Here is a 13,809-nt window from a genome sequence, read left to right on the forward strand (position 1 = left end):
GATCAGAGTACGCCTCTAACCAATATGCGTGCCCTCAGGCGGTCGAGCCGACCCCCTTGATCCGGCCGTCGCGGAACGCGTTCACGAACAGCCGGTGGTCCTCACGGGTCTGGTGCGCGTAGTCGAGCGCGAACTCGACCATCGCGTCCGCGAACTCCGCGTCGCGACCGCCGATGACCGACGCGATCGCCTCCTCGCACTGGAAGGCGACCAGAGTCTGTTCGGAGTCCTCGTCGGCGACGCAGTGCATCTTCGCGGTGGCGCGGCCGAGGTGGTCGAGCACCGGGAGCATGTCGGCGGGCTCGGTGAGGTCGGACCAGTCGAGGTCGGCCTCGTACGGGGAGAGCTCGGCGACCACGTAGCCGGTGCCGTCGATCTGGGTGTGCCCGAGCCACGGGTCGGCGTGGGCCTGCAGGGCGCGCTGCGAGACGGCGGTGCGGTGACCGTGGTCGGTGAAGTACTCGCGGATTCGGGTGTCCGGCACGATCCGGCTGGGCGCGGCGACGTTGGCCTGCTTCATCGAGAGGACGACGTCGTTCTCCAGCGCCTGGGAGCGGCCCTCGACGAGGATGTTGTAGGCGTGCAGGCCGGCCGAACCGATGCCGAAACCGCTGCGCCCCACCACGTCCTTCACGGCGTACGTGCGGCTGTTGGCCCGTTTGCCCTTCGGGATGGTGTCCAGATAGGACTGGAACGCCTCCTCGACCGCGGCGCGCTTTTCCGGGGTCAGTTCGTGCGTGCCTTCGCGGTCACGGCGGAACGTGCGTTCGTAGTCGCGGATGGTGGTCTTGTCGTGCAGCAGGTCGATCCGCGTGGCCAGCCTGGCCCGCTGGAGCACCCGGTGCAGGACGCCGTCGGTGCTGTCGAGGCGGAGGCTGAAGAGCTCGTCGCCCGGGTTCTCCGCGAACGTCCTGACCTGCCGGACATACGCGCTCACGTAGGTGCGGATCAGGTCGCCGATCGCGCTGTCCGGCAACGCCTTGCGCCACCCGAGCAGCGCCATCGAGGCGGCGAAGCGGCGGACGTCCCAGGTGTACGCGCCGAGGTAGGCCTCGTCGAAGTCGTTGACGTCGAACACCAGTGTGCCCTCGGCGTCCATGTAGGTGCCGAAGTTCTGCGCGTGCAGGTCGCCCTGGATCCAGATGCGGCTGGTGCGGTCGTCGACCCATTCGTCGGGCATTTCGGCCATGTCGGCGTAGAACAGACAGGCGCTGCCTCTGTAGAACGCGAACGGTTCGGCCGCCATCTTGCGGAACTTGTGCCGGAACGCGGCGGGGTCGGCGGACCACAGCCCGCTGAAGGCGTCCTCGAGCACACTCACAATGCGGTCACCGCGATCGGTCATGGTGCCCTCCCTCTCTCGCCCTTGAGGACGCAGAGCACAGCACGAAGATGCGTGCGAGCACCCGTGCGCGTGCAAATTTCGCCTCCGGTTCGGCGTCAGTTGGCCTCGAAACTCGAACGAACCGGGTATTCGGGCAGGAATCGAGAAGCTTCCGGAGAACGCACGCGCCTAGCGTCGACGGCATGTGCTTCATGTTCGGAGCCAGCAAGGAACAGGTGCACCGCGCGCTCGGCCTGGTGGAGCAGACGGAGCACGACGAGGAGACGGCCACGGTTCCGGAAGAGGAAGACTGGTCGCAGGACTAGGGATCCGGCTCATGCCCGGCAGTTGACTGCTGGGCATGAACGGATCGATGTCCCGCCGGAGCATCCTCACCGCAGCCGCGGCGGGCTCAGCGGCGGTTCTGCTCGGTGCCGGCCGCGCGTCGGCGTTGTCCCTGGTCAGCCACAGCGAGATCAACTCGCAGCCGACGTACTACGAGGTGAACGGCGCCGCGACGTCGTTCCGCTACGAGCCCGGCTTCTACTCGCGGCTGGAGACGTGGCACGTCCACTGGCGCAACTGGACGCCGACCCACTGGACCGCGCCGCACAAGATTTACTCCTACGGCGCCTACGTGGACAAGCCCGGCATGCACGGTGAGGGCCGCGCGTTCGACCTCGCGCGCCTGCTCATCACCAACCGCAACACGGGTGCCATGTTCACGGCCTTCAACGGCCGTTACGACCAATGGCACAGCCTCAGCGGTGACGCCCTGCGCACCGCCCGCATCCGTTACTGGGGCACGGTCGCGTCGCTGCACTACCACTTCCGGCACGTCATCTCGTACCTGGACAACGCCGAGCACCACAACCACGTGCACATCGACAACGCGGTGTCGGGCAGCGGCGACTCCAGCTTCAACACCGGATCCGTCACGCAGACGTACTTCGTCCAGGCCGCGTGCCAGTACATCTGGGGCTACTCCACGGGCATCGACGGTGACTGGGGCCCGCAGACCCAGCGCGACTCGTCGGCCGCCCTCGTGCGGGCCGGGTCCGACGGCGTGATCACCACTCAGAGCCGCTGGCTCGCGTTCTGCAAAGCCAGTGCACAGCAGGCATGGGCACTCGTGCCCTGACAGGGGAGGAACCATGAAGCGAACTCTTGCGGCGCTCGGACTCGCGGCCGCCGCACTCATGTCGACCGCCGGGATGGCCAACGCGTCGGCGGAGGGGGACGTCGAGATCCAGGGCGGCTGCGTCGGGGCCATCTGCGGCTCCGTCATGAACGAGAGCAGCGTCTACATCTACGCGATCAGGGACTTCGACTCCAACGGTCCGAAGCCCGGCACCGAGTGGCGCCAGCTCAACCCGGGCCAGGAGACGCCGCGCGACCAGGACTGGGACGGCTTCTGGGTGCCCTGCAACGCCTCCGGCCGGATCGCGGCGTGGCTGCCGCCGGGCTTCTGGTCGTGGAGCGACTTCTCGTTGCCCGCCGGGTACTGGCGGAAGATCTCGACCCACGAGGACGCGCACGTCCGCAGCCAGCGGTGCTGAACCTGGTGCGCCCCAGGCGTCACCGGCCTGGGGCGCACCGCCTCACGCGTGGCACTCCAGGAGAGTCTGGGTGCCGCCACCATAAGCACTCGGGTCCACTGTGGAGCAGTGCTGCTCGATCCACTGCTGGCGCCCGTCGCTGTCGCGGCGACCTCCGGGGCCGCCGCGGTCGCCACCGCTGAGCACGAACTTCAGCTTGCCCTCGGTCGCCCACTGCTGCAGCTGGTCGACCGACGGCGCGTTGTCCGAACCGGAGAACCCGCCCATGCCGATCACCACCTCGTCGGTGTTCATGATGTACGGCGAGGCCGCCTGCGCCCCACCGGCGATGGCGAGGGTGATCCCGGCGCCGCCGCTGTGTTCCTTGGCGTAGGAGAGGATCCGCTTCTGCTCGTCGGTGAGCTCGCGGCCGCCAGGTCCGCCCAGCATCGGCCCGCGGTCACCCCGCTGCTGGCCACCGGGCGGCTGCTGGCCACCGGGCGGCTGCGTGCCGTTCGGCGGCGCGAAGATCTGGAAGCCACCGCCACCCCGCATCGCGGGCCCCGCGGCGGGCATGACCCCGTTCTCGCTGCCTGTCGCGGCCGTGGCCGTCGACCACACCGCCGGAACCAGCAGCACAGCCACCACCGCGGCCACCAGCCCGGCCCGGCGCAGTCCCACCAGCAGCACGACGATCGCCACCGCGGCGACACCGAGCACGGCCCACCGGGTCCACCCGTGGAACGACGTGTCCCGCGAGACCACCACGAACGCCCAAGCAGCCGTCACAGCGATCCCCAGCGGCAAAAGGAACCGCACGAAACTCCTGGCACGCCAGAACATCATCAGCCCGGCCGCGCTGATCGCGGCAACGGCCGGAGCGAGCATCGTCGTGTAGTACGGGTGGAAGATGCCCTGCGCGAAGCTGAACACCACAGCCGTGACCAGCAGCCATCCACCCCACATGAACCAGCCCGCGCGCTCGGCCGGGTTGCCGGGAATCTTGCGACGCCACCGCAGCGCACCCGCCACGGCCACCGCACCCAGCACCAGCAGGCACAACGGCAGAAGCCACGAGATCTGCCCGCCGACCGAGGCGTCGAACATGCGCGTGGCACCGGGCTGGCCGCCGAACATCGCGCCACCGCCAGGCCCGCCGAACTCCATCGGCCCCTGACCGGTGGGCACCTGGCCAGGAGGCATCTGACCGATGATCCGGCCGGATCCACCACCCCGGTTCCCGCTGCCACCGAACACCCGGCCCAACCCGTTGTAGCCGATGATCAGGTCCCACGCGCCGCCGTCCGTGCTGCCACCGATGTACGGCTTGGAGCCGGGCCAGAACGCGTGCAGCGCCACCCACCAGAACGACGACGCCACCAACACCCCGCCCGCCGCCAGCAGGTCGAGAATGCGCCGCTTCACCGGTGCGGAAGACCCCACCAGGTAGGCGAGAGCGAAGCCCGGCACCACGATCCACGCCTGCAGCATCTTGGTCAGGAACCCGCAGCCGATGAAGAACGCGCACCACAGCAGCCACCGAGTCCGAGGGCGGCCCTCTGAAGCCTGAACCGACCGCGTGAACGCATAGGCAGCGGCCACGAGCAGCAACACCAGCAGGGTGTCCGGGTTGTTGTCCCGGTTGATCGCCACGGTGATCGGCGTCAGGGCGAGGATGAGGGCGGCGAGCAACGCCACCTTCTCGTCCGCCCACAGCCGAACCGTGCGGTGCAGCAGGAACACCGCCGCCACACCCTCGATCACCTGCGGCAGCAACACCGCCCACCCGTGGAACCCGAAGATCCAGACGGCGACGGCCTGCGGCCACAACGCCATCGGCGGCTTGTCGACGGTCACCACGCCGGCCGGGTCGAACGAGCCGAACAGGAAGTTGGTGAACGACGTCGACATGGACTTCGCGGCAGCCGAGTAGTACGGGTTGCCGACCTGTCCCGCGCCGATCGCCCACGCGTACAAAGCCCCCGCCACCACGCAGATCGCGACGAGCGCCCACGCGGGCCAGCGGGAGGGACGTGCCGGTTCCTCTGGCGTGTCAACCCCAGAAGCCACTTCGACAGTGGCGGTCATGCCTGGTCCTTTCGGTCGTCCCGGCGGAACACCCAGCTCCGCAACAGGAAGAAGCGTCCCACCGTGCCGAGGGCCGACGAGCCGAGCAGCACCGCCAGCTCCAGCAGACGAGGCGGGTCGGGAGTGGTCGCGTGCAGGATCAGCAGAGCGGCCGACGTGAACGCGTAGTAGAGCCCGAACACCACGAAACCCTGCAGATGTGTCCTGCCGCGGGCGGTGTTGCGGGCCGTGAAGGTGAAGCGGCGGTTGGCCTCCGTGTTGAAGAGGGTCGTGATGACCAGCGCGACGAGGTTGGCCGCGAGCACCGGCCACCAGAGCCGGAAGACGCCGTACAGAGCCAGGTTCGCGAGCGTGGAGATCACGCCGATCACCGCGAACGACAGCACCTGCCAGGAGAGCCCGCCCTCGCTGCGGCTCAGCACGGCGTCGGGGTGGATGGCACGCGGTTGCGGTCGTTGCGGCAGCCCACGAACGAGTGCGGTGCCGTTGGCCTTGGCTCGCGCCACGCGGATCAGCCCCTTGATGTCGTCGATCGCGGTGCCGAGGACGTCGACCCGGCTGTCGACGTCCTCGACCCAGTCGACCGGCACCTCGTGCACGCGCAAGCCGTTGTGCTCGGCCAGAAGCAGCAGCTCGGTGTCGAAGAACCACGCTTCGTCGCGCGCCTGACCGAGCAACGGCCGGATGACATCGGTTCGCGCGGCCTTGAAGCCGCACTGGGCATCGCTGAACCGCGCGCCGTGCGTCAACCGGATCAACGCGTTGTAGGCACGGGAGACCAGTTCCCGCCGAGGCCCGCGAACGGTCCGTGAACCGGGTGCCAGCCGCGAGCCGATCGCCAGGTCCGAGTGCCCGTTGAGCAGCGGCGCGACCAGCGGCAGCAGCCCGTCCAGCCCGGTGGAGAGATCGACGTCCATGTACACGACCACGGCTGCCTCGCTGGAGCCCCACGACTCCCGCAACGCGAGCCCGCGGCCCTTGCGGTCGAGGTGGTGCACCCGCATCCGCTCGTACCGCGAGGCCAGGTCCTGGGCCACCGCCAGCGTCCCGTCGGTGCTCGCGTTGTCGACGACCACGATCGACCAGTCGAAGGGGAACTGTTCCTCGAGAAACGCGTGCAGCACCTCGACGCAGCCGGGCAGGGCTCGTTCCTCGTTGTAGACGGGGATCATGATGTCCACCGTCCCCGTGGCCTGTGCGGTGCTCACCGCCATTGGTTCTCCGTTCCACTGTGGACACAGCGGTGACCGCTGCCCCACCGAGAGTGCTGACGTGGTCGTGAGAACGTCCTTGGCTTCTGCTGAGAGATTCGTGAGAGCGAGCCGCTTCACACAGCGGGCTCACAGACTTCGGTCCTACCGTCAGTCGCATGAGACTGCTCGTGGTGGACGACGACCCGGACGTGCGGGACAGTCTGCGGCGCAGCCTCGAGTTCGAGGGCTACGAGGTCACCACCGCCGCGGACGGTGCCGAGGCACTGCGCAGGCTCACCGGCGTTGACCTGGCGATCCTCGACCTGATGATGCCAGGCGTCGACGGCTCGGAGGCGTGCCGGCGGTTGCGCGCGGCGGGAGAACGCTTGCCCGTGCTGATGCTCACGGCCCGTGACGCGCTGGGGGACAGGGTCACCGGCCTGGACGCCGGCGCCGACGACTACCTGGTCAAACCGTTCGCGCTGGAGGAGCTGCTGGCCCGCGTCCGCGCCCTGCTCAAGCAGAACCGGCGCCGCGAGACACCGCAGTCGTTGCAGTTCGCCGACCTGCGGATGGATCTGCGGGCCCGCGAGGTCGTCCGCGCGGCAGAACGGCTCGACCTGACGCCGACCGAGTTCGACCTGCTCGCGGTGTTCCTCGGCGAACCCGAACGCCTGCTGACCAAGCAGCACCTCAAGCACGCCGTGTGGGGTCACGACCAGGGCACCAACAACCTCGACGTGTACATCGGCTACCTGCGGCGCAAAACCGAGGCTGGAGGTCGTCCCCGCCTCCTGCACACCGTGCGCGGCCTGGGTTTCATCCTGCGGGAGTCGGCACCGTGAAGGGCCCGGTGTTGCTGCGCAGCAGACTCGCGTTGATCACGGCCTGCGTGGTGGCGGTCGCGATCGCGGGCATCAGCGTCGTCACGTGGCTCGTCACCGAGCACAACCTGCGCACCCAGCTGGACAAGTCGATGCTGGCGAGCGCGCCGCCGATGCTGGACCGGCCACCGCGTCCGGGCGACCGCCGCGACCTCAAACTGACCTGCGACGAAGGCCAGGGCCTGCCCAGCGACGGTCTGCAACAGGTGCTCCAGGGCATTCAGACCCTGAGCCCCGACGGCACCACCTGCGCGCCGCCCGGTGTCGACCCGGCCGTCACCACCGACGACGACTTCGTGGAGACCACCACGTTCCGCGACGGGGTGACGAGGTCGGGGACCGAGGCGCGGATCCTGCTCCTGCCGATCGGCAACGGCAAGATCGTGATCCTCAGCCGCAGTCTCGGCGAGGTCAACGACACGCTGACCGCGCTCGCGGGAGTCCTGGTGAGCGTGGCGATCTTCGGCGCGCTGGTGGTCGCCGCGCTCGGCCTCTGGCTGACCCGCCGCGCCCTCGCCCCGATGCAACGCCTCACCGAGACCGCCGAGCACATCGCCCGCACCGAGGACCTGACCACGCCGGTCACCGTCTCGGGTCAGGACGAAGTGGGCCGCCTGGGCCGCGCGTTCACGTCGATGACCGCCGCACTGGCTGAATCCCGCCGCCGCCAGCGAGATCTCGTCAACGACGCCGCGCACGAGCTCCGCACGCCGTTGACCAGCCTGCGCACCAACATCGATCTGCTGGTGCGCAGCGAACGCACGGGCCGCACGTTGCCCCAGCGCGGCGAGGTCCTCGACCGGCTGCAGGCCCAGAGCCAGGAGTTCAGCGACCTGGTCACTGAGCTCGTCGTGCTGGCGCGCGACGAACGCGAACTGGCCCGCGACCCGGTCGAGGTCGCCGAGGTGATCGACCGCGCGGTGAATCGTGCCCGCAGCCGTGCCCACGACCACGTCTTCGACGTCGACCACTCGGACTGGACCGTGCTCGGCGACGCGGCCGCCCTCGAACGCAGCGTGCTGAACCTGCTGGACAACGCGGTGAAGTTCGGCCCGGCCGGCTCGCGGATCACCGTCCGCTCCCGGCCCGGCTGGCTCACCGTGACCGACGAAGGCCCCGGACTTCCCGCCGAGCACAGGGAAGACGCGTTCGAACGGTTCTGGCGCGCACCCGCCGCCCGCGGGATGCCCGGTTCCGGCCTCGGCCTGGCGATCGTGGCGGACATCGTTGCGGTGCACGGCGGTTCCGCGCGGTTCGTGCCCAACGGCCGGGGCGCCTCGGTTCGCCTCAACCTGCCGACGATCGGCCGTGGCTGACGAGGGGTGGTCTGCACCACGGTGGGAGCATGGATCGCTCACACCGGCGCCCTGCCCTGCTGATCACCGCGCTCCTCTCGGTCGCGATGATCACCGCCGGCAACTCGGCCGCATCCCCTGACCAGCCAGCAAATCCGTGGCAGTACGACCACTGGCCCCAGCAGCAGCCCTGGCAGCAGACCAGAGACTCCGCTCGCGTCGCGGCCACCGCCGGGTTACCCGGCCCGATCGACCCGCAGAACTGGGTCAACCCCGACCACATGACGTGGCAACAGGACTACAAGAAGATCCCCGGAACCAACTGGGCCGACCCGTCGGTCCGCGGTTCGGTGCGCAACTTCAAGGGCGCGGTGGTCCTCCTGGACTACCCGAACCAGCCGTTCGTCGTCACGCAGCCCAAGAACTCCACGGTGTTCGGCAACCCGAGCGCCGAGGCCAACGGGGTCCCGCGCGCCCAGGTCGCGCAGTACTACCAGGACTTCCTCAACAAGCCGATCGCGCTCAACCGCGGCCACACCGTGCACGAGTACTGGATGGAGACCTCCGGCGGGCGCTACGGCGTCGAGCTGAAGGCGTTCGGCCCGTACACGATGCCGGGCAAGGACCACGAGTACGCCATGGAGTTCCAGGGCGGCACCGCCTGCCCCGCCGGCGACAACTGCAACCGCAACATCCGCACCGACGGCCGTGCCGCGTGGGTCGCGGACGTCGGCGAGCAGGTTCCCGCCGGCTACGACTTCATCTACTACCTCTCCGCGGGCCAGGACGAGTCGGGCACCTGGCAGGAGTTCGGGATGATGAAGTTCCGCACCAAGGAGGACGTCACCGACGACTTCGGCCCGCCGGACCCCGCGCTGCCGAACTGGTCGAAGACCCGGTACGTCGACTGGACGTCGTGGGCCGCGGGGTCCAGCATCTGGCCCAACGCGAGCGGCGGCTCGACCACCCAGGCCGAGAGCTCGGGCCAGGGCGTGTACGCGCACGAGCTGAGCCACGTCCTCGGCATCGGCGACAACTACAACAACCCGTACGGCAGCCCGCCGCGCCGCGACTACAGCGGCCCGTGGGACATGCTGTCGCGCGGCTCGTTCAACGGCCCAGGCGGCCCCCACTCGCGCTGGACGATCCCCGCGACCGGCGGCGCGTCGCTCGGCGCACAGCAAACCCTGCGCAACAAGATCAAGCTCGGCATCATCGACGAGCGCAACGTGCTGCGCCTGTCCAGGGAAGCGCTCCCGGGCTCCGGCACGGTGATCGCGAAGATCACCGCCCGCGAGGTCAATCCCGGCACTTCGGGCCTGACTGGGATCAACCTCGCACTCGGCACCGGTGACAAGTCGCCGTCGTGCAACGTCAGCACCAACCCGTTCTGCGACGGTGGCGGCTACAACAACTACACGCTCGAAGTCGTCGACCGGATGGGCGCCGACTCGTTCACGCCGGACGCGGGTGTGTTGCTGGCCAAGACGAAGAACCAGGACGCGGCGCCGTTCACGTGGGTCGTCGACTCCAACCCGCAGGACATCGGCATGACCGACTACGTCCTGCCTGACGGCACCAAGGTCCCGATCACGATCGGCGACTACCGGCAGCTGGCGGACGCGCTGTTCCACGCCGGCACCAACTCGGGCAGCGAGTACGAGTTCGTCGACACGGCCAACCGCGTGCACTTCTACATCCTGGACGTGCAACGCGACGCTCGTGGCGTCCTGTCCTACACGGTGGCGATCAGGTCGCTCGACGGCGCGGGCCCGCAGCAACGCGGCGTCCAGGTCATGCCGGGCACGTCGAGCACCCAGGACGGCGTGGCGACGTGCCGCTTCCCGGTGGTCAACACCGGCCGCGCCGCACCGCCGACCTCGCAGCACCCGGAACCCGTCACCCAGTACATCGACGGTGACGTCTACCGGGTCTCGGCCACGGCGGCGAACGGCTGGACCGTCTCGGTGCCCAACGCGCTCGCCACGGCCAAGTTCGGCGGCCGGGTCGACGTTCCGGTGCACGCCCAGCGCAACGGCGGCTCGATGACGTCGAAGGTGACGCTGACGGCCGTCTCGGAGAGCAACCCGAACAAGCAGGCCACCGCTACCTGCACGGTGGTGGCCGCGCGTTAGATCGACTCGTCCAGGTGCGCTTCCCACACGGCGTTGGCTTCCGTGTGGGAAGCGGCACCGACGAAGAACGCCTCTCCCAGCGGACCGAGGTCCGGGTCGTCGCACTCGATGTTCATGAACTTCGGCTTGTGCACCGCGAACCCGTGCTCGGCCGGGCGGTACGGCACCGCGACCTGCATGCTCTGCCGGTACGGTCCGTACTGGACGGCCTCGACGATCAACGCGTCGGTCTTGCCCTGCTCCAGGTGGATGTACCCGTCGGCCACCAGCACCGCGCCGACCCAGCTGGGATCGCCGTCCGCCAGCGCGTCCTGGCCCGCGCGGGCACCTTCCGCGAAGTCGTCGAACACCAACCGGTCCATGCCGTACTCGCCGTCGGTGTGCTGGTAGCCGAGCAACGGGATCAGCGTCTCTCCTTCCGAGACGCACCAGACTCCGTGGGCGGCGAAGAACCCGGCCAGCCGGGCTGTCTCGATCATGGCCGACACCTTGCCAGGCCCGAGCGTCGTTTTCAGCGAGATCGCGTAGATCGCCGTTGTTGCTGCTGCGGAACAGGTCCGGAGGTCAGCATCACGAAGCACGCCAGCAACAGGATGCTGCCGCACGCCACCCACGTCGATGTGCTGATCGCGGAAACCGGTGCGGGCACACCGATCGCGAACAGCAGCAACGGCATGCCCATTGCGTAGCAGACCCCGGCCGCGAACACCCGGCCGCTTCCGTTGACCAGCAACGGAACCGAGGCCACCCCGGTCAGCACCGCGAACACGAGCCAGCCCCAGGTCAGCCCGGTGTGCAGCGCGACCGTGACGTCCAGGCCGTCCTTCGCCCGGATCGCGTGCTCCGTCTCCGCCGCGTGGCTGAACCCGAGAGCGGCACGTGTGCCCGCGGCCACGGCTGTGACCACCAACGACACGCCCAGAATCGTACGACCGCGCCGGACCGGATCGACTCGCTTCCTGGTGTCCACGCATCCAGTGTCTGGGCATCCGCGTGCGATTTCGCGTCGCACACGCCAAGGTGCACTCAGTAGTGGTACGGAATCCGCGCCATCGGTTCGACCAGCTCACGCTCCTCATAGGACAGATGCGAGAGCAGCGTGTCCGTGAGCACGTCCACGGCGTCCTGCAGGTCCACGACCTTCTTCGGTTCGGCGACCATCGCCACCAGTGCCGCGTCGACGCGTTCGAGCACCTCGTGGATGACGTGGTGCTCCTCGGTCAACCGGTCGAGCACCGGGCCGAGCCGCTCGTCGCCGGCCCGCAGTTGGGGGTACAGCGAGCGGTCCTCGTGCGTGTGGTGCATCGTGATCAGGCGGCAGTAGCTCTCGCAGTACGCGCCCATGGCCCAGTTGTTCTGGCGCATGGTCATCGTGTTGATCTCCGAACGGGCGGCGCCCGCCGCGAGCGTGCCGTCGGCAACCCGTTTCACCAGTGACCGGACGTTGTTCAGCTCCCGTCGGAGGTGGTTGTGCACGTCGATCAGCTGCTGGCCGAGCGCTTTGCCGGTCGGGGTGTAGACGGCCTCGGCTTCGGGTGCCGGACCGGTCGGGCGCGCGGACTCGTCCCACAGGCGTTCGTCTGACACGCGGGTGCCGTCGTCCGGCGTCGGGATCACCCCGAGCCGGTCAACGGCCGGTGCTTTTGGGCGGGAATCCCGTTCCCCGGCAACGATTTCGCGCACGGCCGGCGCGACCTCCTCGGCGAACCGGCGCAGCTCGCCGTCATCGTTGACCACGAGGATGAACCCGCTGACGCCCTCGGTCAGTGCGAGCTCGGCGAGCTGTGCGGCGGTGAAGCTGTTGTCGATGTTGTAGAGCCTGCGGATGTCGTTGGGTGACCGGCCGGCCGCGGCAGCCGCCTCGTCGATGATCGCGTTCATCCCGGCGAGCTGGTCCGGCGGCGCGTACGAGCTCGACGGCAGCCACCCGTCGGCGAGCCGGCCCACGAGCCGCAGCATCCGCGGCTTGTACGCGCCGATCCAGATGCCGATGTCGTGCGCGGGGAACGGGCCGGGGCGCGCGCCGTCGAGCGAGTAGTGCTTGCCGCGCACCCGGATTCCGCGGCCGGGTGTCCACAGTGTCCTGATCACCGTGATGGCTTCCTCGAGTGCCTCGACCGACTCGGCCGGGGTGCGGTGCCGGCCGTCCATCGCGGCGATGGCGTCCCAGAACGCCCCGGCGCCGAGGCCGAGCTCGACCCGGCCGCCGGTGATGACGTCGAGGCTCGCGGCGGCGCGGGCGAGCATCGCGGGTGGGCGCAGCGGCAGGTTGGCGACGTTGGGGAAGACGCGGACGTGCGACGTGGTCGCGGCGATGACCGAAAGCGACGTCCACGTGTCGAGGAACGTCGCGTTGTACGGGTGGTCCTGGATGCTCACGAGCTCCAGGCCGAGCACGTCGGCGGTCTGCGCGAGCCGCAGCGTGCCGGCGAACTGGTCGGCGGCGGGCGGCAGGAACACGCCGAACTCGAGCGAGTGGCCGTAATCTGGCATGCCAAAAGTATGCCACACAGATGTTCTGTCTTGCAGACGTTCTGTGGGGGCTATCATTGGCCGGGTGACCGCCCTCGATGAAGACTTCGGTTTCACCCTCGGTGTGGTCTTCCGCGCCTACGTGAAGGCGACGAACGTGGCGGTCGGCGACCTCCCCGGTGGCCACCGGGGCTACCAGATCCTCACCGCCGCCACCCGTGAGCAGCCGGAAAGCCAGTCGGCGCTCTGCCAGCGGTTCGGCATCGACCGCACGGTCATGACGTACCTGCTCGACGACCTCGAACGAGCGGATCTGGTCACCCGCCGGCCCGCACCGACCGATCGCCGCACGCGTCTCGTCGTGGCGACGGAGACAGGTCGCAAGCGCCTCGCAGAGCTCGACTTGCGGCTGCGGCACGCCGAAGCGCACGTGCTGGCCGGGCTGTCCGCTGACGATCAGGCGAGCCTGAAAGCGTTGCTGAGCAAGCTCGCCGTGCACGCCAACGCCGCCGACCCGGTGAACAGCGCGTGTCAGGCCGTGCAGGACATCGCGGCGAGCACGCCTTAATAGGACGTGGGGCCGAAGTCCGGCGGCGCCGAGAACGTCACGACGTCCACCGCGTCGGGAATCGTGGCCGGCGGGGGTAGTTCGAGGACGTCGAGCCCTGGCTGGTTGTCCTCGTCGAACTCGACGTGGAACGTCTTCTCGAACAGCGAGCGCGGTCCCGTGACGCTGAAGCTGGTGCCCGCGGCGGCGCTCGTGGTGAAGCCTCGCCCGGCGAACCACTGCCGTGCGGCCGAGGCGCCCGCGAGATCACGCAGGACGACCTCGGCCGACAGTGGTTCGTTCGCTTCCGCCTTCACGCCTTCATGCTCCTCG

General features: G+C 69.0%; 14 protein-coding genes. 7 read left to right on the forward strand and 7 right to left on the reverse strand.

Features of this window, described 5'->3' with window-relative positions; translation table 11 throughout:
* Positions 1 to 34: 34 nt before the first annotated feature.
* A complete protein-coding gene (locus tag ABZ345_RS25615) occupies positions 35 to 1,345 on the reverse strand; it encodes a DUF2252 domain-containing protein (protein ID WP_359853552.1) in 1,311 nt (436 codons plus the stop codon).
* A 182-nt stretch (positions 1,346 to 1,527) separates the two neighbouring features.
* Between ABZ345_RS25615 and ABZ345_RS25620 the strand changes: the two genes are divergently transcribed.
* From ABZ345_RS25620 to ABZ345_RS25630, 3 genes are read left to right on the forward strand one after another with little or no spacing between them, the layout of a single operon-like run.
* Positions 1,528 to 1,650 carry a hypothetical protein gene (locus tag ABZ345_RS25620; protein WP_359853555.1) on the forward strand — a complete coding sequence of 41 codons (123 nt, stop codon included), beginning with the start codon at positions 1,528 to 1,530 and terminating at the stop codon, positions 1,648 to 1,650.
* 35 nt (positions 1,651 to 1,685) lie between these two features.
* Complete coding sequence (locus ABZ345_RS25625) at positions 1,686 to 2,465, forward strand: hypothetical protein (RefSeq protein WP_359853558.1); 780 nt, start codon at positions 1,686 to 1,688, stop codon at positions 2,463 to 2,465.
* 13 nt (positions 2,466 to 2,478) lie between these two features.
* Positions 2,479 to 2,883, forward strand: coding sequence for a hypothetical protein (locus tag ABZ345_RS25630; RefSeq protein WP_359853560.1), 405 nt, complete (start codon positions 2,479 to 2,481; stop codon positions 2,881 to 2,883).
* A gap of 42 nt (positions 2,884 to 2,925) precedes the next feature.
* Here ABZ345_RS25630 and ABZ345_RS25635 read toward each other — a convergent pair whose 3' ends face one another.
* On the reverse strand, positions 2,926 to 4,950 hold the full coding sequence (locus ABZ345_RS25635) for a glycosyltransferase family 39 protein (protein WP_359853563.1): 2,025 nt from the start codon (positions 4,948 to 4,950) through the stop codon (positions 2,926 to 2,928).
* Positions 4,947 to 6,164 (reverse strand): bifunctional glycosyltransferase family 2/GtrA family protein, encoded by a 1,218-nt coding sequence (locus ABZ345_RS25640; RefSeq protein WP_359853566.1) that lies wholly within the window; start codon positions 6,162 to 6,164, stop codon positions 4,947 to 4,949. The genes ABZ345_RS25635 and ABZ345_RS25640 overlap by 4 nt, the downstream gene beginning before the upstream one ends.
* Before the next feature lie 155 nt (positions 6,165 to 6,319).
* On the opposite strand from ABZ345_RS25640, the gene ABZ345_RS25645 reads away from it, so the two are divergent.
* Genes ABZ345_RS25645 through ABZ345_RS25655 form a run of 3 tightly spaced genes read left to right on the forward strand, consistent with a single transcriptional unit; the run spans position 6,320 to position 10,457 of the window.
* On the forward strand, positions 6,320 to 6,988 hold the full coding sequence (locus ABZ345_RS25645; protein WP_359853568.1) for a response regulator transcription factor: 669 nt from the start codon (positions 6,320 to 6,322) through the stop codon (positions 6,986 to 6,988).
* Positions 6,985 to 8,343 (forward strand): HAMP domain-containing sensor histidine kinase, encoded by a 1,359-nt coding sequence (locus tag ABZ345_RS25650; RefSeq protein WP_359853571.1) that lies wholly within the window; start codon positions 6,985 to 6,987, stop codon positions 8,341 to 8,343. The genes ABZ345_RS25645 and ABZ345_RS25650 overlap by 4 nt, the downstream gene beginning before the upstream one ends.
* A gap of 29 nt (positions 8,344 to 8,372) precedes the next feature.
* Entirely contained in the window at positions 8,373 to 10,457 is a 2,085-nt protein-coding gene (locus ABZ345_RS25655) for a M6 family metalloprotease domain-containing protein (RefSeq protein ID WP_359853574.1), read from the forward strand.
* Here the strand turns inward: ABZ345_RS25655 and ABZ345_RS25660 are convergent.
* The 3 genes from ABZ345_RS25660 to ABZ345_RS25670 form a co-directional block, all read right to left on the reverse strand.
* A complete protein-coding gene (locus ABZ345_RS25660) occupies positions 10,454 to 10,936 on the reverse strand; it encodes a hypothetical protein (protein WP_359853576.1) in 483 nt (160 codons plus the stop codon). The two genes, ABZ345_RS25655 and ABZ345_RS25660, sit on opposite strands and share 4 nt — an antisense overlap.
* A 32-nt stretch (positions 10,937 to 10,968) precedes the next feature.
* Positions 10,969 to 11,373: a hypothetical protein gene (locus tag ABZ345_RS25665; RefSeq protein WP_359853579.1), complete on the reverse strand. Its 405-nt coding sequence runs from the start codon at positions 11,371 to 11,373 to the stop codon at positions 10,969 to 10,971.
* Positions 11,374 to 11,483: 110 nt separating this feature from the next.
* On the reverse strand, positions 11,484 to 12,950 hold the full coding sequence (locus ABZ345_RS25670) for an LLM class flavin-dependent oxidoreductase (RefSeq protein WP_359853582.1): 1,467 nt from the start codon (positions 12,948 to 12,950) through the stop codon (positions 11,484 to 11,486).
* A gap of 64 nt (positions 12,951 to 13,014) precedes the next feature.
* Between ABZ345_RS25670 and ABZ345_RS25675 the strand changes: the two genes are divergently transcribed.
* Complete coding sequence (locus ABZ345_RS25675) at positions 13,015 to 13,497, forward strand: MarR family transcriptional regulator (RefSeq protein WP_359853585.1); 483 nt, start codon at positions 13,015 to 13,017, stop codon at positions 13,495 to 13,497.
* On the opposite strand, the gene ABZ345_RS25680 is transcribed toward ABZ345_RS25675, so the two are convergent.
* Positions 13,494 to 13,793 (reverse strand): hypothetical protein, encoded by a 300-nt coding sequence (locus tag ABZ345_RS25680; protein WP_359853588.1) that lies wholly within the window; start codon positions 13,791 to 13,793, stop codon positions 13,494 to 13,496. The genes ABZ345_RS25675 and ABZ345_RS25680 overlap by 4 nt on opposite strands.
* Positions 13,794 to 13,809 lie beyond the last annotated feature (16 nt).

Source organism: Lentzea sp. NPDC005914 (assembly GCF_040629405.1).
Taxonomy (GTDB): Bacteria; Actinomycetota; Actinomycetes; order Mycobacteriales; family Pseudonocardiaceae; genus Lentzea.